Annotated in this window: 2 protein-coding genes (1 of these 2 cut by a window edge); both read left to right on the forward strand. The window is 72.0% G+C overall.

Features of this window, described 5'->3' with window-relative positions:
- Window positions 1–26,091: the 3' portion of a hypothetical protein gene (locus AB0D74_RS47650; protein ID WP_362601904.1), read on the forward strand. 20,358 nt of this gene lie to the left of the window's left edge; 26,091 of the gene's 46,449 nt are visible here — the last part of the coding sequence; its start codon lies off the left edge, out of view; its stop codon occupies window positions 26,089–26,091.
- On the forward strand, window positions 26,088–26,735 hold the full coding sequence (locus tag AB0D74_RS47655) for a type VII secretion system-associated protein (RefSeq protein WP_362601907.1): 648 nt from the start codon (window positions 26,088–26,090) through the stop codon (window positions 26,733–26,735). The genes AB0D74_RS47650 and AB0D74_RS47655 overlap by 4 nt, the downstream gene beginning before the upstream one ends.

The following is a 26,735-nucleotide window of genomic DNA, read 5'->3' on the forward strand; positions in this document are numbered from 1 at the left end:
TCACTGCAGTCGTCGCTGGCGTCCGCCGCCGCGATCGACCGGATCAGCACCACCGACGCGGACCACCGGGTCGTGCTGGTCCAGGCCGACCTGGAGGTCCTCATGGCCGCCGAGGCGGCGGTGGGCATCCTGCCGGCCAAGGTGAGCACCGGCGGCCGGCTGCTGTCCCGGGTCGCCGCCGCGCTGCTGACGGAGGAGCAGGCACGCGCGCTCGGACTCGGAGCGCAGATCGACTCCCGTCTGCGGGCCAAGGGGATCACTCCGCCCGCGCCCGTGGCGCGGCGTCCCGAGGCCGACCCCGCTGCCGGGCTGCGGCTGGCCGCCGACGGGCCACTGGGCCTCGGCACGGTGAAGAAGGCCCCTGACTTCGGGCGCCTGCTGCCGGCGCTGCGCGGCAAACTGGCGGCCAGGCAGGGCAAGCTCACCAAGGACCTCATCCCCGTGGACCTGCTGCCCGAACGGCTGCTGGACGACAGACGGCGCAACACCGAGCGGCTGGGAGCGCTGCTCGACGGTGGCGTCGCCCTGCTGACCAGCCTGGCGGACGACCACGTGCCGGTGGAACTGTTCGACCAGAGCAGCGGCGCCCGGGCCTACGTGGCGCAGTTGGTGCTGGACCGGCAGGACGGCATCTTCGACAGCCGCCCCACTGAGGGCGAGGCGATCGCCTACGCGACAACTGCGCTGCTCGACCTCGGGACGACCAGCTCGGAAGGCAGGGGTCCCGGGCTGGACGTCCCGCTCCTCCTGGACGTCGCTCTCACCGGCGGCGCGGGCGGACTGGCGGGCATACCGACCGGTGGTACCACCGGCCGGCACGCCTTCGCCGAGACCGTGCGCAAGGCGCTGATCACCAGCGTCACGACGACCGTTCCGGACAAGGCCGGCATGGTCGACGTCAGGATCCCGGTGTCGGCGCGGCTGGACCTGTACCGAGCGGGGGCGGCGGACGGTGCCCGGCCGATCGTGTCGGTGGAGCTGGAGGCGCCGCTCCCCGCACCGGACGGGTCACCTGTCGAGGACGACCGCTACCTGCTGTTCCGCCTCCCGGAGTCGGATCTGCGGGCGCTCACCGGTCTCCGCCCGCCGCGCGAGCTGCCGCCGGTGGACCAGCCGTCCGCCCCACTCGTGCCGCTGACGCGGTGGCGCGCCTCCGGGACGCGCCTGCCGGCGGAGGTACAGGTGAACGGCTTCCGGGGGGCTGCCCGCGTGCGGGCGGGGATGGCCGCCCTGACCCGGATGCTCGGAGCGTCGCCGGACTTCCGGACCATCGGCAGGGCCGCGGCGTACACCGTGCGGGAGGAAGCGTCCACGGAGTGGCTGGAGGCGGCGCTGCCGGTGCTCGCCACCTCCGGACTTCCGTTGCCGTCGGCTTTCGTCAAGCGGTTCTTCGGCATCGAGGACTTGGACGTCTACCTGCACGCCCGGCTGACCGACGGCGCGGTCCTCGGCGCCGGCGAGAAGGCCGTGTTCGAAGCGGTCTCGGGCGCGGACCCAGGCAGTCTGCGGCTGCTGGACAGCGGCCAGGACGGCACGGTGGCGGACAGCGGCGGTGTCGCGGGACAGAGCACGCCGGCACCGGCCTGGATGAACTGGGCCGCCGGCAACGTCCACGACTACGAGCCGATACTGGCCCGCACCGCCGGTCACAGCTCAGCCGAGACCGCCCGGAGCAGCGGCGGGAACGCGGCCACGCTGGTCTTCTCGGGCCCGTCCGCGCTGGTGCAGTTCACCGTCGACCTGCGCCTGGTCGCCCGGTTGCGCGACACCGTCGGACACGCCATGGCGGCCAAGGACGCCACGGCGGAACTGGACGTGCCGATCGCGCACCCGGTCCCGGTCCGGATGACCCGCGACTCCGCCGCCCGGATGCTGGCCGCAGGAGACATCACCGATCCGCAGCGTCATGTCCTGCGCTCCCAGGTGAGGGTGGAGCGGGTCCTGGGCCGCGACGGGCGGCTCTCCGGACTGATGTCGTTCACCCGCGAGGACGCGGACCTGCGCCGGGACGGGTACCGGGACGCCGCGGGGCAGCGGACGTACACCCAGTGGTGGCGCGATGCCGAAGGCAACCTGGTGAGCACTCAGCGCAGGCTGCCGGTCGCGCCGGAAGCGCGCGTCGTGGTGTGGGGCTCGCACGGCAAGGGCGGCCGGTTCGCCGGTGTGACGGAGGACGACGGGCACATCGGCTTCGACGAGGACGGACTGCTGGCACTGCTCCAGGGCGAGCTGCCGGCGGACGCGACGGACATCGTGCTGACGCCGTGCTTCTCGGGCACCGATCGTCGGACGCAGGAGTCGATCGCGCGTCGTGTCAAGGACGCGACCGGGCTCGGTGTGCATCTGGCCGAGCACGACGTCTCCGTCACCCCGGCCACGGCCGACGAGCCGGTCCGGATCCACACCCACGAGCGGCCGGACGGCACGGCCACCGGCTTCGTCTCCGCCCTCCCCGAGGGCCGCGCCCCCGTCGCGCAGACACCTGTGTCCGAGCCCGGACCACTGGCCCCGCCACCGGTCCGCTACCGCAACCCAGCCGGCCAGATCGCCGCGACGGCGCCCGCCACAGTCCAGCGGGGTGGTGCGCAGGCGACGAGGTCGGGGTCGGGCGCGGGTATGGCCGTGACGGCGTTCCCCGCCGTGCACGAGCCGCGGTTCCCGGGCTTCTTCACCGGGCCGGACCGGACGTTCTACCTGGGCCGTTCGGAGTTGTACGGGCGTGCGGTCGCCCGGGCACTGGCGGCGGATCCGCTGGTGCGTGACTACGCTCAGTACGCGCTCGAAAACGTCGTCGACGCTTCCTGGCACGCCTCCGGCGGTATGACGGACGAGTTCCAGAGACTGCTGTTCGACCGGGCGTCGCTGCGGGGCTTCGACGCCCATGCCGAGCTGCGGCGCCTGCTGGATCCCGACAACGTGCCGCCGTTCGACGAGCTGATGGGCGCGCTCGGGCGTGTCGTGCCGCGCTACGCCATGGACGTTCACCTGGCGCCGCTCGGCGTGCTGCCGCGTGACGCGGCGTGGGATGCCGAGATGCGGCGGCGCGGTTACCACGGATCAGGTGACCTGACGTCCGAGCAGCTTCAGCAGGCGCGTCACATCGAGTTGATGCTGCGGGTCCACCAGACTCTGGGGTTGTCCGACCGTGACAGTTTCGTGTTCCGTGAGGCGTTGGCGGGGTGGTATCTGGCGGATCCGGGCGCGTTGCCGTGGGAGTGGTTCCTGGACGTCTCGCACCGGGCCGGGGTGTGGGACCAGCAGGTGGAGCCCGATCCGTGGCTGACGGACATGTCCCGGGTACACGGATGGATCCACGGAGATCTCGATCCGCTCGACCGGCCGGGTGGGGTGGCGGCGGACCGGGAGACGCTGCGTCAGCCGCCGCACGTGGCGATGTACGCGACGCGCACCCGATCGCTGCTGAGCGGGGAGGCCACCGGGCTCGGAGACTGGGTCAATCCCGTCGCTGTCCTCGGGCGGGGGCTGCACGAGGTCCGCGATGTGACGGGCCCCGCAGCCCACCTGTGGCAGGAGCGCCGGGCGGCGTGGCGCGATCTGTTGCGCGACCCGGGCGTCCTGGCGGCGCGAGCGCGGTTGTCGGACGGGTACGCCATGGCGCTGACGCTGGTGTCGGGCCCGGACGCGCGCTTCTTCGACCCGGAGGTACTGAAGGAGGGACCGCGGGCGCTGGACCGGCTGCGGGAGCTCATCCGCGCGGCGGCCCGGGACGCGGATCCCGAGGACCGGCTTACCTGGCCGCTGCTGATGCTGAGTGATCCGGGTGTCCGGGACGTGATCGGCCGGTCCGCACCGGCGGCCGACGTGGCGGCGGCGGTCGACGATTTCCTGGACTACTACGCGGACGGGCAATTGCTGGCCGAGGTGCGCGGCCACGCGTCGATGGCCGAAGAGGCGCTGGACATGCTGCCGGCGAAGCCCGCGGACGGCCGGTCCGTGCTGTACACCCTGATGGCGCCGGGGCCGTTGTCGGGCAGGACGAAACCGTACGCGGTCAAGGGGCAGGAGGTGTCGCTCGAGCAGCGGTTCGAAGGAGGTTCCTCCGACCGTGCCGCAGCGCTGCGGGAGCTGAACGACAAGGTGAAACGGGCGCGGCACGGCGGCGCGCATCCGGTGCTGTTGGACGTCGTACGGACGTCGTCGCCCCGTGAGACGTCGGTCTTCTCGCTCACTCCGCACAAGCTCCGGACGGTGTCCCCCCGGGCGGTCACGTTGCGTATCCATTCACAGGGTTACGCCAGGGACGCGAAGTCCGGCCTGTGGTACGAGCATCTCGTCGCCACGGAGATACCAAGGCCGACCTCGAAGACCGACTGGGACAACGAGATCCTGGTCCGCGACATCCGCACGCCGAGTGGAGTGTGGTTCGGGTATTCGAGCTACCCCGCTCGGGACATGGTCCCCCGGAGCCTCACGTTCCCGCGCTTCCCGTATGTGACGCACCACAAGGTCCATGACAGCCGGACGGGCACGGACGGACCGCCGCGGCCCTGGCCGCTGCCGACCGGCACCGACTCGCTGACCGGCAAGCCGTACTTCGCCGTCGCCGCCGCGCACGGTTCGCCGCACAACGTCACCGTGCTCGGACGGTTCGGCCGTAAGTACCTGAGCGGTACGCAGAGCGGAGCCGAGTCCGCCCGGCGGCTGGCGGAGGCGGGGCTTTCCGACGCCACGCTCCTGTCGCAGTGGCAGTGTTCGGTGGGCGGCAAGCGTCCCGGCCTGCCGTCGGTGGCCCAGCTGGCGGCCGACGAGCAGCCGCCGCAGCGCGAGTCCTACGCGGGGAACAGCCGCGTCGGCACCGTGCCGGCCGCTCCGGATCATGTGATGTTGATGCCGGGGTGGGGCGCGGCATCCGACCCCGGGTTCGTGAAGTTCCAGCGGCGTGCCCTGCCGGACGCGGGTGAGCCGGCGCCCTCGGCCGAGCCGTACTTCGCCGGCCAGGCGGCGCGCTACCCGGCCGGAATCGCCGAGTTCTTCAGGCACGCGGAGATCTATGACACGGCGCTGGGTGAGCGGCTGTCCGGGGACGAGGCCGTGCTGCCCCTCATGGGGCGGGTCGTCAGGGCGATCGCCGACTCGGGCCGGTTCGAGGTGCCGGTCGACCCCAGCCGGCCTGGTGTGTCCCTGGACAGGCTGATCGACACGACCCGGGCCGCCGCAGCCGAGCGGTACCCCGCCGGCGCCGCCCCGTGGAGCGTGGACCCCTCGGAACAGTGGCAGTTCGCCGAGGGACGCGGCATCGACATGAAATCGACCCCGGCCACACGTTCGATGTACTGGTTGTACCGGGATCTGGACCTGCCCAGCGAGCGCTTCCCGGTGTTCGTGCGGGCGGTGTTCGGCTGGGGGCTGTCCAGGCGGTATCCCCTCGCGGCACTCCTGCTCGATCTTCACGCGTCCGGACTCAGCGGGAACCAGGCGGCGTTGACAGCGGCGTTGTCCGGCAACGGGCCGCATTTGTACGGGCTGGTCGACACGGTGTTCGCGCCGCGTGCGGGGCTGCCGCCGGGTGATCTCGCGGACCGTCTGCGCCTGCCGCACCGGGGCATGCACGCCGAGGGCATGGCCTACCTCGCGGCGAACCCGGACGGTATTCAGGTGCCGCACGGTCTGGTGCGGGCCGTGCGGCTGCTCGCGGAGGCCGAGCACCTGCCGCCGGTCCCGGCCGGCGCCGAGGCAGAGCTGGGCGCCGACAGCTGGGCGGCCCGGCACGCCGCGGCCCGGGACTGGAACGGCGGGCAGGTCGACCGCCTCGACCCCGCGCACGTCATCGCGTTGTACCTGCTCAGTCACGAGGAAAGCCGCAGGTTCCTGGCATCGGGCGCCGACGAACTCCCCGTGGACGAGGGCGCGGAGATGCTCGAGTCGTGGGTGGAGGACGAGATCGACCGGGCGGTGGGCCGTGCGGCGGACGGCAAGGGGCTGTCGCTGACACCGCTGCTGCGGCATCCGGTCCTTCAGCGGCCCGCCGCCCGGCTGGCCGCCGCGGCACCGGGCACCGCCGAGTTCGACGAAGCCCACCAGGCCATGTTCGACGAGATCCCCACGATGGCCCACGTTCTGCGCGTCCAGCTCCCCACCCATCTCGGACTCATAGTCGAGGGGCTGACGGAGCTGCCCCCGGTCGACAGGCGCATGTTCTTCGCCTTCGAGGCGCCGGCGGCCGGGGCCGTCGCGAGCCTGACGAGGCTGAACGCGCGCCAGTTCCAGCGCGTCGAGGCAGACCCGGACACGGCGCTGGGGCGGCTGGGACCGCTTTCCGACCAGGCACGCCCCCGGGTCCTGGTGGCGGTGGAGAAGTCCACGGCCCGCGACTTCACCGCCGTGGCGCACGACCCCGGCGAGCAGCACATCCGCTACCCCCACACCACCGAACTCACCGTCACCTCGCATCAGGTCCACGTGGACCGCCACGGCAACTCCCACTCCTTGCTGTCGGTGAAGGAGCTGCCGACGGCCGATCCGCAGGAGGCGCTGGACGCGGTGCGAGCCGTCGCCACCGCGGCGGCGGCGACGGTCTCGCTGCCGGGAAGCGACGCGCTGAGCGAGAGCCCGGCCGACCTCGACCAGCTGCCCGGATCGAGCCGGGACGCCGTGTCGACCGCGCGTGGCGGAGCATCCTCCGCGAGCTCGACCGGGAGCCGGGGCCACGACGTCGACACGGTCGACACGGTCCACACCGGGACGGCGGGAGCTGCCGAGGTGTTGCGGTCCGCACCGGGCGCCGTCATGCCGGTCACCTATGCGCCGGTCACCGGCGTGACTGCCGGTTCCCGGACGGCTCCGGCGGGAGTGGCCGGCGGCCCGAGTGCCGCGACGGCGCCCGCCACGGTCCAGCGGGGTGGTGCGCAGGCGACGAGGTCGGGGTCGGGCGCGGGCATGGCTGTGACGGCGTTCCCCGCCGTGCACGAGCCGCGGTTCCCGGGCTTCTTCACCGGGCCGGACCGGACGTCCTACCTGGGCCGTTCGGAGTTGTACGGGCGTGCGGTCGCCCGCGCACTGGCGGGGGATCCGACCGTGCGGTGGCACACTCAGCACGCGCTCCGGAACGTCATCAGGATCGCCAGGGGACCTTCCGCCCGCATGACGGACGAGTTCCAGAGACTGCTGTTCAACCGGTCGTCGTTGCAGGGCTTCGACGCTCTTGACGAGCTGCGGCGCCTGGTGGATCCGGACAACGTGCCGCCGTTCGACGAGCTGATGGGTGCGCTCGGGCGCGTCGTGCCGCGCTACGCCATGCAATTCAGCATGCCGGCGCCGGTCGGTGTTCCGCTGCGTGACGCGACGTGGAATGCCGAGATGCGGCGGCGCGGTTACCACGGGTCGGTCGATCTGACGTCCGAGCAGCTTCGGCAGGCGCGTGACATCGAGTTGATGCTGCGGGTCCACCGGAAGCTGGGGCTGCCCGAGCGTGACAGTTTCGTGTTCCGTGAGGCGTTGGCGGGGTGGTATCTGGCGGGTCCGGGCGCGTTGCCGTGGGAGTGGTTCCTGGACGTCTCGCACCGGGCCGGGGTGTGGGACGAGCAGGTGGAGCCCGATCCGTGGCTGACGGACATGTCCCGGGTGCACGGGTGGATCCACGGCGATCTCGATCCTCGGGCGCGGTTGCAGCACAGCGGCCTGGCGGGCGACCGTGCGGCGTTCGACGCGCTGGAGCCGCCGCACGTGGTGATGTACGCCGAGCAGACCTGGCCGGTGCTGAGCGGGAAGATCACCGGGCGCGGAGACTGGTTCGATCCCGTCCTCGTCCTGGGGCAGGGAGTGAGCCAACTCACCGGTGCAGCCGGTCGAGAGGCGAGTCTGTGGCGGGAGCGTCGGGAGACGTTTCGTGACATGCTCCGCAACCCGGGCATCCTGGAGGTGCTGCGACGGATCTCGACCGGGCACTCGATGGCGCTGACGCTGGTGTCGGGTCCGGACGCGCGCTTCTTCGACCCGGAGGTACTGAAGGAGGGGCCGCAGGCGCTGGACCGGCTGCGGGAGCTCATCCGCGCGGCGGCCCGGGACGCGGATCCCGAGGACGGGTCGACCTGGCCGCTGCTGATGCTGCGCGACCCCGTCATCCGGGACGTGATCGGCCGGTCCGTACCGGCGGCCGACGTGGCGGCGGCGGTTGCCACGTTCGTGCGGAATGCGGACGAACGGTTGCTGACCGAGGTGCGTGGCCACGCGTCGATGGCCGAAGAGGCGCTGGACAGGCTGCCCGCGAAACCCGCGGACGGCCGGTCCGTGCTGTACGGCCTGTTGGTGCCGGGGCCGTTGTTCGGTGCGGCGAAGCCGTACGCGGTCATGGGCCAGGAGGTGTCGCTCAAGGCGTTCGAGGGGGGTTCCTCGGACCGCGCCGCGGTGCTGCGGGAGCTGAACGACAAGGTGGGTCGGACGCCGACCGGCAGCGTGCATCCGGTGTTGTTGGACGTCGTACGGACGGTGTCGCCCCGTGAGACGTCGGTCTTCTCGCTCACCCCGGACAAGCGCCGGACGGTGTCTCCGCGGGCGGTCACGCTGCGGATCCGTTCCCAGGGCTACTCGAGGGACGCGAGGTCCGGCCTCTGGTACGAGCATCTGATCGGCGTCGAGTTGCCGCGTCCGACGTCGAAGATCGCCTGGGACAACGAGCTCCTGGTCCGTGACATCCGCACGCCGGGTGGAGTGTGGTTCGGCTATGCGAGCTTCAACGCTCGGGACATGTTCGATCGCCGGGCCGCCCTTGAGCGTTTTCCGTACGTGACGCACCACAGGGTCCATGACAGCCGGACGGGCACGTCCGGGCCGCCGAGGCTCTGGCCGCTGCCGTTCGGAACCGACCAGGGGACGGGTGCGGCCCGGTTCGGTGTGGTCTCCATGCACGGCTCGCCCCATTCCGTCTTCGGCATCGGGCGATTCGGTCCCACGTTCATGAGCGGTACGCAGAGTGGAGCCGAGTCCGCCCGGCGGCTGGCGGAGGCGGGGCTGTCCGACGACACCCTCCTGATGCAGTGGCAGTGTTTGGTGGGCGGCAAGCGTCCAGGCCTGCCGTCGGTGGCCCAGCTGGCGGCCGACGAGCAGCCGCCGCAGCGCGAGTCCTACGCGGGGAACAGCCGCGTCGGTACCTTGGGGGCCGCTCCGGACTACACGGTGTTGATGCCGGGGTGGGGCGCGGCACCCGACATCGGGTTCGTGAAGTTCCAGCGGCGTGCCCTGCCGGACGCGGGTGAGCCGGCGCCCTCGACAGAGCCGTACTTCGCCGGCCAGGCGGCGCGCTACCTCGCGGGAGCCGCGTTCCTCAGGCACGCGGAGATCTACGACGCGGCGCTGGGTGAGCGGCTGTCCGGGGACGAGGCCGTGCTGCCCCTCATGCGGCGGGTCGTCAGGGCGATCGCCGACTCGGGCCGGTTCGAGGTGCCGATCGACCCCGGCCGGCCCGGTGCGACCCTGGACGAGCTGATCGACACAACCCGTGCCGCCGCAGCCGAACTGCACCCGGCCGTCGCCGCTCCGGTGATTGTTCCCCCTTTGACAGAGCGGGAGGTCGAGGCCGCGCGAGGTATCAGGCTCGTACAGGCACCCAACACGCGGGGGATGTACTGGTTGTACCGGGACCTGGGCCTGCCCAGCGAGCGCTTCCCGGTGTTCGTGCGGGCGGTGTTCGGCTGGGGGCTGTCCAGGCGGTATCCCCTCGCCGGGCTGCTGCATTCCCTGCAGATGTCCGGGTTGAGCGGCAATCAGGCGGCGCTGGTGGCGGCGCTGGCGGGCAACGGGCCGCATCTGTACGGGCTGGTCGACACGGTGTTCGCGCCGCGTGCGGGGCTGCCGCCGGGTGATCTCGCGGACCGTTTGCGCCCGCCGCACCGGGGCATGCACGCCGAGGGCATGGCCCACCTCGGAATGGACTCGGACGGTATTCAGGTGCCGCACGGTCTGGTGCGGGCCGTGCGGCTGCTCGCGGAGTCCGAGCACCTGCCGCCGGTCCCGGCCGGCGCCGAGGCAGAGCTGGGCGCCGACAGCTGGGCGGCCCGGCACGCCGCGGCCCGGGACTGGAACGGCGGGCAGGTCGACCGCCTCGACCCCGCGCACGTCACCGCGCTGTACATGCTCAGCCACGGCGGCAACCGCGTGTTCCTGGAATCGGGCGCCGAGGACCTCCCCTTCGTCGAGGGCGCGACGATGCTGGAACCGCTGGTGCGCCAGGAGATCGAGGACGCGGTGGACCGGGCACGACGCGGCCACGGGCTGAACCTGCCACCGATGCTGCGGCATCCGCGCCTGAGAGGGCACGCCGACCGCGTCGCCGTCACCCTGCCGGGTACTCCCGAGTTCGACGAAGCCCACCAGGACATGCTCGACGCGGTGCCCACGATGGCCAACTTCGTGCGCTACCGGCTCAGCACCGAACTGGGGCTCGCGGCGGAGGGGATGAGCGAACTCCACCCGGTCGGCCGGCCGGTGTTCTTCGCCTTCGAGGCGCCGGCGGCGGGGGCCGCCGCGAGCCTCACGAGACTGAACGTGGACCAGTTCCAGCGCGTCGAGTGGAACCCGGCAGTGGCGCTGCGGCGGCTCGGGACGCCGTCCACCGGGGCCCACCGGGTCCTGGTGGCGGTGGAGACGTCCACGGCCCGCGACGTCACCGCCCTGGCGCACGACCCCGGCGAGCACCACATCCGCTACGCCAGAGCGACCGAGCTGGTCGTCATATCGCATCAGTACCAGGTGGACCGTCACGGACATTCCCTGGAGCTGCTGCGGGTGAAGGAGCTGCCGTCGGCCGATCCGCGAGAGGCACTGGACGCGGTGCGGGCCGTCGCCACCGCGGCGGAGTCGATGGCCACGTTGCCGGGAAGCCATGCGATCAGTCAGAGCCCCGTCGGCCTCGACCAGCTGCCCGACGCGGTCGTCACCACATCGCCGACGCCCGAGGAACAGGCCGAATCGATCCAGGACGCCGACATGGCCGACGCCGGGACGGCCGGGACGTCCGTGATCGCCGGACCACACACCGGCGATGTCACCGACGGTGCCCCGCCGAACGAACGCGACAACGAACGCGATCCGGAATTCCCCGGCTACGAGGGGCCGGAGGCCGAGCGCGCCCGACGGGACTACGACATCGCGCTCGGCAAGGCCATCGCGTCGGACGCCAAGGTCGGCACGCACGCCCGGAAGGGCCTCCAGCACTTGAGCGGGCTGCTGAAAGCGGCGTACCCGGACGGCTACCGGCGCCTGTTCTTCGAGCGGAACGACCCTGCGTACGCCAAGCGGAAGGAGGAGATGACAAGGCTGCTGAGCAAGCGGCACCCGGCCCGTCTCGAAGAGGTGATGGACGCCTTCGCGCACGCCGCTCCCGTCTACGCCGGGGACAACGGCATCACCGCGGAGACGCAGCCCGAGCTGGTGCTGCGGGTCTATCAGCACATGGGCGTCCCCGATGGCGAGGAGATGTTCTTCAGGGACGCGGTGCTGGGCTGGCTGCTGCCCCGTGGCGATCACTCGCTGGCGCAACTGCTGGCGATGACCCAGCGGGCGGTGCGTGAAGAGGTGGAGCCCGACGCGACGCGGATCAACGAGGCCCGGCTGTACGGATGGGCAGGCGCGATGCTCGACCCCGAGGGCCGGGTGCCGGACAAGGTGCTCGCCGCCGACCCGCAGATGCGGAAGACGCTGAGGCGTCTGCCGCACGAGCTCCTGTATCACCGGCGGATGGCGGATCTGCTGGGGCCCATGGTCACCGGGGAACCGGGCACGCACAGGATGTTCGGCGTCCTGGTCGACGGCCGGGCAGCCGGTGCGGCGTCCCCCTCCGAAGCGGACGCCGTGTGGAGGCGCCGGGAGTCATACCGGTCGTGGCTGCGGCATTACCGCGTCACCTCTCCCCTGCGGTCCCTGCGCCCCGGGCACCTGGTGGCGATACACCTGGCCGGCGGTCCGGACGTCGCGTTCTTCACCCCGGACATCGTCGGCGGCGGCGCCGGGGCGCTGGACCGGCTCCGGGCGGTGATCCGTTCGTTCGGTGACAAGCTGGCCGGGGGCGCGCCGCGTGCGGACATGCCGTCGGTGCTGCTGAAGGATCCGGGCATCAGCCGGCTGGCCGACCAGGTTCCGGAGCGGCGTTCGGAAACGCGGGTGCGGGCGGCGTTCGCCGTGGCCGCGCTGCGTGCCGATGACCAGATGGTGCAGGACATGGCCCGGCACACGGCGATGGCCGTGGAAGGGTTGCGGCTGCAGCCCGAGTTCGGCGGCACGGTGTTCATCCCGCTGTGGAGGCCCGGTCCGCTGCACGGGCAGCACGACTACGCCACGCAGGGCTGGGAGTTCCAGAAGGACCTGTTCTTCCGCCCGCCGACGAGCAGGGAGGCGGGCATCGAGGCACTGGCACGTTCCGTCGGGCGGCAGCAGGGGCATCCGGTGCTGGTGGAGGTCGAGCGGTCTTCGGCGCGCTTTGTTCCCATGCTCGCCCGGGACCCCGGTCGCGGCGAGGCGCAGTACGCCGCCCCTGTCAGGTTCCGGTTCCAGCGGTACACGCCCACCCGGGACATCGCGACGGGTCTGGAGTACGCGCACGTCACTGCCGTGGAGGTCCCGCGGCCGGTTCCGGCCGAGCCCTGGAACCGGCCGATCATCACACGATGGATGACCACGTCCGACAAGCGCCGGTTCGGGGTGGCCGCCTTCACCACACGGAGCTGGAACCATCGCAAGAACACCTATCCGCACCTGTTGTCGGGCGCGGGCCTTGTCCCGTACGCCAAGGGCGCCGCGCGTACGGGTGAGCAGGGGTGGTCGTTGATACCGGCTACGGTCTCGCGGCCGCGGGCCGCGGGAATCGGAGCCTTCTTCTGGGCGGCGCACGGCTCTGCCGACTTCTTCAAAGTGCCGTCCCCGCATGGCCTGAGGTCCGCCGAAGGCGCCGAGGTCAGCCGGATCATCGAGTGGGAGATGGACGGACTGGGCCTGCCGAAGAACCTCGCGGCGTACCTGTGGTCGTGCTCCGCGGGCAGGGACCGTCCCGGTTCCGACCAGCTGGCGAAAATCGTCGCGGGCGGCCAGCCCGTCGAACGGGAAACGATCGCCGCCACCTCGCAATTGGCCACCAGGCCGGTGCCGGACATGAACCCGCCCGTCCGGTTCGGCATCAAGGCGACGCGGCGGGTACCGGATCCTGCCGTGGTGGTCTTCCGCCGGACCGACGGGCAGCCGATCGCCTCCCGTCTGTCGGACGATCCGTACGATGTCGCTCCCGCCGGGTGGTACCGCGGCCTCTACGGCACCTCGCGCTGGAAGTCGATCGCCGAGAACTACGAGCGCGCCCTCGGCGCGGCCGTGGCACGCGGTCCGGAGCCGCTGGCCGCCGTACGGCAGGCGCTCAAAGCGCTGCCCCGCGCATACAACCTGTCCCTCGATCCCGACCGCTCCGAGCTCACGCTGGACCAGCTCATGACCGCGTTCGACGGCGCGGTCAGCCGTCACCGGGGCAGGCGCACGATCACGATCGCGGCGGACAGCGTCGCGCGCGACGAGTTCACCACCCAGCGCGGCCTCGTTCTCAGAGCAGGACCGTTCAGGAGCTTCGAACCGCTGATCGGCACCTACCTGTCGCTGCGGCTGCCACTCGGGAGTCGCGACGCGTTCGTCGCGGCGCTGGTCGGCTGGGCGTTGTCCAGGGGCTCGCACTCTCTGGCCGAGATCCTCATCGACCTCCGGCGTGCCCGCGACGTCTTCGCCGCGGACACCGAACTGAGCAGTGCCCTCGCCGGTGACGCGGTACACCTCTACACCTACGCCGACGCCGGTTTCGCGCCGCTCGGCCGCGCTTCCTCCGCGCGGATGGCCGAGGAGTTGCGCCTTCCGCACCACCAGGCGTACGGCCGTCGCACGCAGTGGCTCGCCTCCCAGCGGCGCCCGGACACCGCGTCGGCCGTGGCCGACCCGGCGCATGCCACCGCGCTGCTCCTGCTGGGCAGCGAGGCCGACGCGCCACTGCTCGATCCCCGGCTCCTGGACGGCGGCCGGGAGGCGTTGCTGACGGCTCTGCACCACGCGGTGGACCAGGCGCTGACCGCCGGCGCGGTGGGCTTCCCGTTGCTGCTGCGGCAGGACGAGCGGTTCCGCGACCTCGCCCGGGACGCGATGAACGCCGACCCGGCAAGCTCCCGGTCCGCCCGGATCCGTGCCGACCTGCACGATCACGTCGTAAGGCTGTCGGACGGCCTGTACGACGAGATTCCGTTGCACCTCGCCATGGCGGCCGAGGCCCGCGGGACGCTGCCGCCCGTGCGCAAGCCGGCCTACTTCGCCTTCCTGGCCTCGCCCGAGCAGACGCCGACGGCCCTGAAGGCCCTGAACGTGCACCCGGCGCAGCGGCTCCGGACGACTCCGCAGGCGGCGCTGGACGAGCTGGCCCCTGCTCAGGCCCACACCCGCCGGGTCCTGGTGGTGGTGGAGAACTCGTCGGCCGGTGCCATCGGCGAAGCCGATCTCAGGTACCCCGCGGTGGTGGACCTCGCCGTCGAACCGCAGGAGCCGGGCTCGGACAGCGGCGGCCGGCCGTTCGAGGTGCTGAAAGCGGTCGAAGTACCGCGGACCACGCTGGCCGACGCGGTGCGGCTGGTCGCCCGGAGCGCCGCGCCGGCCGTGGACGACGCGATCGGCAGCGGCGACGAGACGTCCGATGCCGAGGCCGACGACGCCCCGCTGACGCCTGTCCGGGCGCCGCGTGCGCGGGTGGCGGTGGAGGAGGTAGCGGGCCCTGACGGACAGCCTTCGGGCCTGATGTCGTTCCCTCGTGAGGACGCCGACGCGCGTCGGCAGGCGTTCCGGGACATCGGTGGGGCGCGCGAGTACACGCAGTGGGCGCGGGTGGAGGGCCGACGGGTCGCTGTGCGGCGCCGGCTGCCGTTCGGCCCGGGGGCGAAGGCGGTGTTCTGGGGGTCGCACGGCGACGGCGCGTGGTTCAAGGGGGTGACGGCGGATGGCGAGCCGGTGCGTTTCGACGCGCGTGGGTTCGTGGCGGCGGCCAGGGCGAAGTTCCCGCAGGGGATGACGGACCTCGTCCTGACCTCGTGTTTCCCCGGCACGGATCCGGCCGAGGTCGAGCTGGTGGCGCAGCGGATCCGCGATGGGCTGGGCGGCGCCGTCGGTGTGCACGCGCTGCCGTCCGGTGTGGCGGTGACACCCGCCGGACCCGCCGATCCGGCGCGGGTCCATGCCCTGGAGCGGCCGGACGGCAGCCCCGCGTTCTTCGTCTCCGCGCTGCCCGTGGGGCGTACCCGCGTGGAGCAGGAGTTGGCGGGCGGGGCTCCGGCGGGGCAGACCGCCTACCCCGCGCGGTCGTTCCACAACAAGATCGGCCTGGAAGTCGAGGACCGGCACGCGCTGTTCATCGGGGGTCTCCCGCCCCACTTGGTGCTCACCAAGAAGGCGGTGCTGGCCAAGGGGCCGGGCATGCACATCGTCTACGACCTCATGCTGTTCTGGCCCAGTCCGGATACGGGACTTTTCCACGCGGTGCCTGAGGGAGCGCCCGCCGGCGTGCCGATGAAGGACCTGGTCACTTTCCCGATCGCCGAGTTCGTCGTCGCGCCGATGGACGCGCTTCCTGGGGAGCGGAGGCTGTCTCGGGCTGCGGCACAGACCGAGCTCCTGCGAGCGCGGAGCGCGCTGGGACTCGCCGACCGCCGACGGGCCCCCGTACCACTCGGCGAGATCCTCGCGAGTCTGCCCGGATGGGAATCCACACCGTTCACCGATTACGTGGCGGTTATGCCCGGCATCCTCGGGCCGAACGCTCCCGCATATGTGCAGCCCAACGCTGGCTCGCCGGTACTCGGCCTGCGAGGCCTTCAGGATTACGCCCTGCGCAGGCTGTCGGGGCCTGAACGCTCGGTGCCGTTCGTGTACGCGAGGAGGTACGGAGAGGGGATCGCCTCGAATCTCGCCGGCGCTGTCATGACGGCCGAGGTTCCGTCACAATTCATCCCATTCCTGGCGGTCATCCCCGAAATCGACGAGGTGTGGGGATATGCGTGGCAGGCGTTCAGTCACATCGCGGTGCAGCTGGCGGGGGTGCTGGTGCGGATGGCGATCTCCATGGGCCAGCCGCCCAATGACGCGCCCTTCCTCCTCAAGAACCTGCTGGTCATGGCGTCCCGGCACGCGTTCGACCATGTCTTGCGGGCGATGCGGCCACGTACCCGGTACTTCTTCGACGGGGCTTACGAACAGATCGTTGACCGGACTCACACGGTGCTGAAGGAGTTCCTGGAACAGCGGTCCCAAGGCGTGAGTGGGCTGACGGTCTTCCCCGGGTTCTTCACCGCCTCCGTCGGCGACAAGCCGAGTCCGCGTGAGTATGTGATCGCAGCGTTGACCGGACGCACCTCGGACGGCAGGACGGTCAGCCAGGCGGAGACGGTGGATATCGCCGACTTCCCGGCATTGGACACCGACGGATCGGCGGTGCCGCTGGCGGTCCAGGAGCTGCGACATGTGGGGTTCCCGCACGATTTCCCCCAGGTGGAGGGCGCCCCCAACGCGGGTGTCCACATGACTCCCGAGCAGATCAATCGGGTCGTCGAGGAGCTGACGGAGGTCACCACAGACGCCTACAAGCGCGCGGTGAAGTACGCTGCGCCGCTTCTCCCGGACGTTCTGCGCGAGTCCATCAGGCGCATCATGGACCACCCCGCGGTGCAGGCGATCGCTCCCTTCCTGGCGGTGCGTGCGGACGGACTCAAGGGTCTGACGCTCATGGCGCAACTGCCTGAACTCCAGGACATGGCCACGGCGGTGGGCGGCTACGCGGTGGGCATACCGCTTCCCGACGGGATCCACCAGAAGCTCCAGACGGTGGTGGCCGAGGCGGCGGACCACGCCCGCAGGCAGCCTCCGTCCGAGCGGCAGCGGTTGTCGGAGTTGGCCGAAGCGGCATCGCGGGTTCTTCCGATGCTGTCGCAGGCCCCGGCGGACAACTTCGCGGCGGAGAACTGGCGGCCGCAGATTGCAGCCGTGGACGGGACCCTGGTGCCGGTGGAGCAGGTGCACCAGGTGCGGCATCTGGATTCGGCGGGCAAGCCGGTGGGCTTCTCCGTGCGTCCGGCCGACGACCTGGCCGGACGGGCGGAGACCTATCACCTGTTGCCCGAGGTGCAGGGGTACACGCAGGTGCGGCTGGACGGCCGGGGGCAGGTGGTGGCCGAGACCGTCGCTGCGGCGTTGCCGTTCGGGAAGGCGTATCTGCTGGGCCTCCGCGGCGATGCCGACAATGCCGCGTTCGCGTTGCTGGACGGAACCGTCAAGGCGATCGATTACCCCGGGGTCGTCGACTTTCTGTTCGCCGCTGATCCGAACCAGGCCGCGTTGCCCGCGCATACCGCGCTGGTCGTCACCGGTGCGGATGTCGCGGGTGAACCGTCCCGCGACCCGCTGGAGACGCCGTTGCCGGGGCAGGCGCTGGCCGGCAACCGGGACGCGTGGGTATGGGCCACCGCCAGTGGGCGTGAGCCGGTCATCGCCGCTGCCGATCCGTCCCGAGGTCTCGGCGCGCGGTTCCGGTTGGCCGAGGGCGACTGGTGGGCGGGTTTCCGGCCCGAGCCGACGCTCGCGGAACGGCACCGCCTGGCGGCGGAGGTGACCGGCGACAAGGAGCGGGCCGGCGAGGTCCTGCTGTGGGTGCGGGCGCTCCGGCTGGTCTACGGACCGTATCTGGAAGACAGCAGTGAGGCGTTCCTGGCGTTGCTGCGCGGTTTCGCGGCACTGGAGCAGTGGCGCGGCGAGGAGGGCGACCACCCACCGCTGACCTGGGGAGGTCTGCTCGACATCATCACTCGGCAGTTCGCCGCGGCCGGCCGACCGCACATACCGCTTCACCTGGCGCTGCCGACCGTGCTCAGCCAGGCCGCACAACGGCTGGGGGGCCGGCTGGGACTGGCGGCGCACCGCGAAGCCCTCGTCCCCCGCCACCACAGCCGGCTGTCCGTGGGTCCCGTCGCCGACCGGACCACTGCGCCCACACCCCGGATGGCTTATCCGGGACAGGAGCACTTCAACTGGGCCGAGGCGGCCGGGGCTGCTCCCGGCCGGCGGGTCGGGGCGCCTGAGCCCATCCGTCTGCGGACGGCGGACGGCCGGACGTTCGCCGAGCTGTACTTCGAGGGCACCGGGCTGCGGCTGCGGGTGCCGACCTACCAGAGGCTGCCGGAGATCCGGCGAGTGGTGGCGTGGCAGGCCGACGGCAGCCACCAGGTGTTCGAGGCCCCGATCGCCGACGGCAGCCGGGCCTACTTCGCCGCGGGTCACGGTGCCACGCTCCGGGATCGCGGCCGGGCCGCGCGGGATGTCGCGCGACGCGTCGCGAGCGATGTCACCGATGTGGTGATGCTGTTCTGCGCGCCGGAACGGGAACTGAACGACGACAGCATCGCCGCGCTGCCCCTCGTGCCGGGGGAGCGGGTCACCTACCACTACTTCAGCGGGCCTGTGGGGGGTGTGGCGGTGACGCCCGGTCCGGACGGCGGACCGGGGCTGTACCACCTGGCTCCGGGCACGTCCTGGACGGTCCGGCATCCCGACGGCACGGTGGTGCGGTACCCGCGGCGGCCCGCGCCGGCCGGGCGCGGCGGCACGCACGCGTATCCAGGCCGGCAGTTCTTCAACCGGGCACCGGTGACCACTCCTGACGCCGAGGCCCGGAGTCTCGTGGCATCCGGCCGTGACGACGACGAGGCCGCCGAGGCGGAGGCGGAGTTCCAGCGGCGGATCGAGCACCCCTTCGGGCACGTCGTCGACCGGCGCACCCGGGAGACGCTGTTCGAGACCTACGGCCACGAGTACCTGGAGGAGGGGGGCCCGCTCCGGGAGCTGGCGGATGACGCTTCGGACTCGGACACCGTGCGTGTTCCGAGTCTGGTCTCCGACGACGGGTCCGACGACGGGTCCGACGACTCCCTGTCGGACGTGGGGTCGGACGACTCCGACCGCACCATTCGCCCCATGACGAGGGACGACCGTGGAGCGGACGACTTCTCGGACGACGAATTCGACGTCGGCCCCGAAGAACCGGAACCCGGGCAGCACGGTCGGCGGATCCTGGATCGGGCGGACGGTCCGGCCTCCGACAACGGGCCGGGGCAGTCGCCGCCCGATGACGCCCTCGTGCGAGGCGACTCGACCCCCGCTGCCCGAAACGGGTCGCAGGCGGACAGGTCCGACCCGGAGTGGGTTCTCCGCATGCCCCCACCGGCAACGTATCCGGTGTCGCCGGTCGCTGACCCCGCGTCGGCCGCGGCGCAGCCGGTACCCACGACGGTCCGGGCACCGTCTGCCGTCATCCGCCCCGGCACGCCGCCTGCCGTGGCCGAGCAGGGCAGCGGAGACGTGGCCGGGGCGCACGAGCCGCGGTACCCCGACTTCTTCGCCGGCCCCCTGCGCACCCGGTACCAGGAGCTTTCGGCGGCGTACGGCAGAACCGCCGCGCGGGTACTGGCGGCCGACCCGAAGGCGCGCGACGCCGCTCAGTCCCTGATCGAACAGATCGTGCGGAATCCGCGGCCCTTCGGGACCGGCAGCCCGCACCGGGTCGCGTTCTACCGGGCGCTGTTCGACGTGCGCGGTCTGGCGGGAGTCGACGTCGGTGCGGCGATGGGCAGGCTGTTCGACCGGCAGAACCCGCCACCGTTCGACGAACTGATGGCGACGCTGGAGCGGATCGCTCCGCTGTACGTACAGCACGCGGCTCTCCCCGCGGCCGTGGACGTACGTTCGGGGGCGGCAGCCCGGGACGCGGGGCAGCGCGGATACCGCGAGCCCGGAGACCTGACGGGCGGCCAGCTCCGGCAGGCCGAGCGGATCGGGCATCTGCTCCGGATCTTCCGGCACGCGCATCCGGACGGCGATGCGCTGCTGTTCCGGGACGCTCTGGCCGGCCGGTACCTGTCGGCGGACGGCGCGCTGCCGTGGGAGTGGTTCCTGGAGGCGTCGCACCAGGCGGGGGTGTGGGACCAGGAGGTCGAACCCGATCCGTGGCTGACGGATCTGCCGCGGGTGCACGGCTATGTCCACGGCCAGCTCGACCCGCTGGGCCGGCTGCGGGCCGCCGGGCTCGCCGACGACGTCGACCTGCCGCGGATGCTGGCCCAGCCACCGCATGTCGTGCTGTACGCGGAGCGGACACGGCACCTGCTGGCGGCGGACATCACCGGTCAGGGGGAGTGGACCAGCCCGCTCGGTCTGGTCACGCGAGGGCTCGCCCATCACGCGGCGACCGGGGCCGAGGCGGACCTGTGGCAGCAGCGCCGGGAGGCGTGGCGGGACCTGATGCGCACCAACCCGGGTGCCCTCAACGCCCTGACCACGCTGGGCGAAGGACATGTGCTGGCGCTCACCCTGGCCAGTGGTCCCGACTCCAGGTTCTTCGATCCGCGGATCACCGGCGGCGGCCCGGAGGCGCTGGAGCGGCTGCGGGACCGGATACGCGAGGTCGGCGGACAGGCCGCCCTCGGCGACCGGTCGCAGTGGCCGTTGCTGATGCTGCGCGCCCCGGCCGTCGGCGCTCTCGCGGAGCGCTCCGCAGCCGGCGCCGAGTCCCGCAGGCGGGAAGTGGTCGACGCCTTCGCCGCACAGGCGGACGAACGGCTGCTGGCCGAGGTGCGCCGCCATGCCTCGATGGCCGAGGAAGCGGTGGATCTGCTGCAGGCCGAGGAAGCGGACAGCGGTTCGGTGTACTACTGGCTGCACCCCGCTGATCCGCTGGTCCAGGACCTGACAGCAGGGTCCGCCCAAGGCACCGGACTGCGGCTCGACCCTTCCCGCCCGGCCACGACGGACCGGGACGTCGCCTTCGGCAGCCTGCGGCAACTGGCCCGCACGCTCCAGCCGACCATGCCCCGACCGGGTCTCGTGGATCTGATGCGGCCGTTGTCCCTCACCAGGAGGCCGGCTCATTCCGGGCCGCCCGCGCCCTACTTCGGCCATCTGCAATCCCTGACACGCAACGCCCGGTCGGCGGACGGCCCGCCGATCCTCCTCGAGGTGGTACGGCCGCTGTCCTGGCGCAAGCTCGCCATCTTCTCCCGGTCGCCCGCACAGCACCCGGCGCGGATCCCGGTCCCGGTCTCGCTGGAGCTCACCGCGCGGGCGGGCTCCGGGCTGGACGGGCGTACGGGCCTGCGGTACAGGCACCTCGTCGCCGTCGAGGCACCGCAGCCGCTCTCCGCGATCCCGTGGCAGAACAGCATCCTGGTCCGGCACGTCAGGACACCGAAGGGCACCTGGGTCGGTTTCTCCAGCGACACCTCGCGGGAGACGCCCCTCATCCGGCGCGCGCTCGCGGACTTCCCGGGGGTGACGGAGTACGTCGTCAGGGACAAGGGGGTGGAGGGTCCGTCGCAGCCCTGGCCGCTGGCCGCCGGGACGCTGCCGCAGGACGGCCCGCCCGCGTTCGTCGTGGGCTCCTCCCACGGCCTTCAGCACTCGTACCAAATGGTGGGACCGGCCGGCAAGAAGTTCGTGAGCGGGAGCCAGGGGGGCGGCAACGCGGCGCGGTTGCTGGAACGCATGCGCGTCACCCCCGACACACCGTTCCTGCTGTGGGTGTGCCTCGCGGGCAGCAAGCGCCCCGGTGCCGCGCCCGTGGCGCAGCTCTCCGCGGACCAGCACGGCGAGAAGCGGATCACCTATGCGGGCAACACCGTGATGGCAACCGGAGGCAGCGGCCGCGAGCGGGTCAGCATGCTGGCTCCCTGGGGTGCGGAAGACGATCCCTCGATCCGGCGGTTCCGGCCGAGGAACCCGCTCCCGGTGGCCGCGGTACCCACCGGCGAGCCGTATTTCGCAGGTCAGGCAGGGCGCTACCGCCGGGTCTACGACCTCCCTGACTGGGGCGCGACGGTCCGCGGTCACGAGGCCGCGCTCGGCGCCCGGCTGTCGGGCGATCCGTCCGCACGAAGCGTCGCACGGCAGGCGGTGACGGCGCTCGTCGCGGCCGGCAAGTACACCGGACCCGTCGATCCCGCGCGGCCCGAAGTGACGTTCGACCAGCTGATGTCCGTGTACGCGGATGCCGTGCCGGCCGAGCATCCGCATGCGGAGACCGTGCTCGCGACCGACGTTCCCTCGCATCTGCAGCTCTTCCGCGACCGGGGTATCGGCGTGCGGCTGGGCGCGCAGCGCAGCACCCGGGCGTTCTACTGGCTGTACCGGTCGCTGGGCCTGCCCAGCGACCGCTTCCCGTCGTTCGTCAAGGCGGTGTTCGGCTGGTCGCTGTCCCACGGGAATCCGCTGGCCGCGCTCTTCGACGATCTGCTCACCAGCCGGATGAGCGGCAACGAGGCCGCCCTGCGGGCAGCGCTGGCCGGTGACGCCCTGCACGTGTACGGCCTGGCCCACACCGTGTTCGCCCCTCTGGACGGTACGGTCCCCGGTCCGCTCGCCGACCGCCTGCGCCCGCCGCACTGGCAGCTGTACTCCAGGACGGCGGCATGGCTGGAGGGTGTCGCGGGCCGCGAGGTCGCGCCGGTGGCCGGGCTCGACAAGGCCCATACCACCGCCTTGTACGTGTACGGCCACGACGCCGACCGCACGCTGCTGGAGTCCGGGGCGGACCGGCTGCCCGCCGACGAGGGCAGGGCCCGGCTGGCGGAACTGGTCGCGGAGACGATCGACAAGGCGATGGACGACGGCGGCACGCGACTCCCCCTGCTGCTGCGCAATCACCCGTCGTTCCGGGAGCTCGCCCGGCGGGCCGCGGCCCCCGCCGGGCGCGGCGCTCAGGACCGCGTCCGCGAGGAGATGCACGGCCTGGCCGACGAACTGGCCCGCGCACTGTACGAGGAGATCCCGTTGCACCTGGGGCTCGCGGCCGAGGGCAGGGCGCTGCTGCGGGCGGTCAACCGTCCGGTCTTCCACGCCTTCTCCGTACCCGCGGGCACGGACGTGGCCGGTCTGACCCGGCTGCACCTCCCGCAGGGCGCGACGGTGGAACTCAACCCGGCGGTGGCGCTGGCCGCCGTGCCGGACGGGGCACGCCGCGTCGTCGTCGCGGTGCCGCTCTCCTCGGCCGGCGAATTCCCCGCGCGGCCGACCCCCCGGATCTGGTACGCGAGGGCAACGGATCTGCAGATCACGGCGTATCGGGAGAATACGGACAGCGCGGGACGCCCGTACGACTTCCTCCAGGCCGACGAAGTGCCGCAGCCGCCGCCGGAAACCGCCCTCGACGCGCTGCGGGCGGTCATCCAGGCCGATTCCGCCCCGACCGCCGCCGAGACGGCGACCCGGAGCCCGGGCCCCACGCCCCTGCCCGCCGCCACCTCACGAGACGACGACCCGGTCCGGGTCCGCCCGCACGAGCGGCCGGACGGCAGCGGTACCGGTTTCGTCTCCGTGGTTCCCCAGGGGCGGGCCCCGATGTCCCGGAAATCCGTGACCGGGCCTGACGCGCAGAGCCACCCCGGACCGGCGCACCGCACCGCCGACGGCCAGGTCGCCACGGTGCCACCCGGCGCGGGGCAGGAGGCGGGGCAGGAGTCCGGCGTGGCGGCGGACATGTTCGCGGGCCCTGGTACGGCGGAGCGACCGAGCCCGGACGACCGGCGGACCGCGAGTTCCGTCCCCCAGGACACCCGGCGGTCGGCGCAGTCGGCGGGTTCGGTCCCTTCAGGGGAAGACCCGCTCCTTTCACCGCGCACCGCGATGGCGGATGTCTCGGGAGCGGCGAGCGGCCGCAACTGGACGGGCGAGGCCGTGCGAGTGGTACGGGTCGGGCGGGTGCGGCTCTATGAGCGGCGCGACGGGATGTTGACGCTGGTCGGCGAATACGACGCACCGTGGGGCGATGCGGCGTACGTCCTGCGGTCGCGGGGCGACCACACCGGCGTGCGCCCGCTGGACGGCGACCGACTGGACGCCGACGCGCTGGCCGAGAAGCTGGCGCCGGAACTGGACGGGCTGCCGCGGGACATACCGCTGGTACTGGCCGTGCCGTTCGCCGGAGACCGCTACCTCGATCTGCTGCGCACGCTGGCGAGCCGGCTCAGGCGCCGGGTCTGGGCTCCCAGCCGGGAGGGCGACCTGGTCAGGGACGTGGACGTGGACGAGCATTTCCCGGCCCTGATCGACACCGATCCCAATCTGGCGTACGGCGACTGGGTGTCCTTCGACCCGTTGGACGAGCCGATGCCGTTCCTGGACCGTCGGTGGACGGCGCTGGACGGTACGCGGTTCCGGGACAGTGACGTGGACACCGGGCCACTGGTGGCCAAGAACCATCAACGGCTGGGCCGCATCTCGATAGCGGCTGACGACGGCTTCCGGAGGAAGGAGAAGGGCTTCAGGGATTACCTGGAACCGGGCTCGCTCATCCACACGGTGTGGGACGGCGACACTGTGCAGGCGACTCGGGTGGAGCCGACGCAGACGCCTGACCCCATGGTCTACCACTTCGCCGCCCACGGACAGCCGGGCAGGCTGGGACTGGTCGTCCGTGGAAAGACGGTGTCGCTGAGTGCCGAGGACGGTGGAAGGTACATCGGCGGGCTGCGTGAGCTGACCGAACTGCCGCCCGAGTACAAGGGAATGCTGACGGTGTGCTGGTCCGCGACGTCTGGCTCCCGAAGCCAGGAGGACTTTGCCGCCGGACCCCCACCGCACGTGGACGACCCGCTGGAAGACGTGCCGCTGTCCCAGCACGTCGCGAACGTGAGCAGGAGGGAGTTCAAAGCGCCGACCGGCATGAAGGGTTTCGTGCGCTTCGAGCTCTTCGAGCGTGCCATGACGAGCCCGCAACATGGCGTGGAGGGTCGTATGGTGACCTTCTACCCGGAGCCTCTGGATGAGGAGTTGGACGCCCTGGCAGGGGCGGCGGCCCTGGACACGGTGGCCGGTCTCTCGCCGAGGGAACTCCGGTGGGTGACACGCAGGCTGGTGCGGGCGCTGCGGGCGGTGTTCGGCAACGAGATCGAGGACACCCGCGGTGTGCCCGGCGGGGCATACGCACAGGCCTGGGAATCCATCGGCGCGCTGGAAAGACTGCGGGCGAACGACCCGGCACTGGGACGCTTCACACCGTTCCGGTTGGACATGTGGACGTTCTTCGCCCAGCGGTTCACCGAGGGAACCCCTGACAAGGCCGCGTACGCGCGGGTGCTGGGCGCCGCCTGGCAGCGGATCCGGCGGCAACCGGACGACTGGCTCGGCAGAATGGTCCAGGACGCGGATCTGAACCTCGCTCTCCGGGAGGTGGCCAAGGGCGCGGCCACGGTCCGGTCGGTGCTGAGGCTCCCTCCTGGTGCCCCGGTGCGGGACCAGGACAGGGCGCGGGTGCTCTGGGCCCTGGCGCGGACGGCCCGGACGCTCGCCGGGAAGTCTCCCGCGGAACTCGAGACGCTGGGCCGTGCGGTGCTCCACATGCGCGACACCGACCCGTGGGATCCGTCGAGGCGTCAGACGCTGGGGTTCCTGGTCGCCATGGCGGACACGGAGGGACTGGACACCGCTGACCGCGACGTACTGGGCGCCTTCCACCTGGTGGGGAACGGGGCGTATCTGCCACCGGCCCTCCTCAGGCGGAACGGCCGCACCCAGGGGGTCAACTGGAGCGGCAGGCCGGCACCGGGCGGAGTGGACGCGGAGCACGTCCACGTCATCGGGGCCGACGGCCGTCAGCAGACGGTTGCCGCGCCCTGGAAGGAGGAAGGAAAACCCCTCGAGTACCACATCGTGTGGACCGACACGGATCCGGCCGGCGGGCTGGTGCTGCACCTCCCCCGACTCGGTGCCGTTCCCGTGCGGGACCGGGAGTTCCTGGCGCTGCTGCAGCTCAGCCCGTTGCTGCGCGGACTCCGTCTCGGGATCCCGGTCGTCTACCTGGTATCCGGTCTCGGGGCACCGGGACGCCGACTGCCGCAGGCGTACTCGGACCGTACCGGCCGGCCCGGCTTCAGCTACAGCGGATCCTTCGGCCGTCCGACGCCGGACGACCCCGCCGATCCGCTGGACATCGGCACCCTGCCGGATCCGGACACCTCGATGCCGGGTGTCTGGCTCAACACCCGCCGACGGCCGGACAGCAGGCCCGGCGACGACGCGGACCTGGGGGACGCCCCGTGAGCAGTACGACATCCGGCCCTGACGGCACCGGTGACGTCGGCGCCGTCGGCGCCGACGGTGGCCCTTCCGGGGCTCTGAGAGGTGAGCCGGGGTTCCGGACACCACCGGACGACTTCGTCGCGGCCGCCTCCGTGGCCCCGAACCACTGGCTGTCCGTCATCGACCGGCACTGGCGCGGCTCCGACGACGAGGCCCCGCCTTCCTGGGCCGTGCTGGGTCGTTGGCGCAGCGACGAACACGGCGAGATCGTCGAGTGGGAGAGGAACAGCGAGTACCGCCCCTCACCCGACGCGCTGGGGTGGGCCCGCCCGGTCGGTCCCGCTGACGCCGCCGTTCAGCTGGCCGCCACCGGCTACGGCACGGAGGAGTCGCTCGTCGCGGCCGTCGCGGAGGCCGAGCTGGCCGTGTGCGTCGGCGACGACGGGCGGCCTGCGGTGACCGAGGCACCTGACGGAACGCCGGTGGTACCGGTCTTCTCCACCTCGCCGGGGCTGGAGAAGGACCGGTTGCCCGCACACCGGGTGATGCCGGTGCCCGAACTCCTGGCCCGGTTGCCGCGAGGATGCGACGTGCTGTTCCTCAGCTCGTCCGCTCCGGTGGCACGGATTCTCGCGGCGAGCGCGTTGCGGTCACGGCGCGGCTGA

It is taken from the genome of Streptomyces sp. NPDC048278 (assembly GCF_040652195.1).
GTDB lineage: Bacteria > Actinomycetota > Actinomycetes > Streptomycetales > Streptomycetaceae > Streptomyces.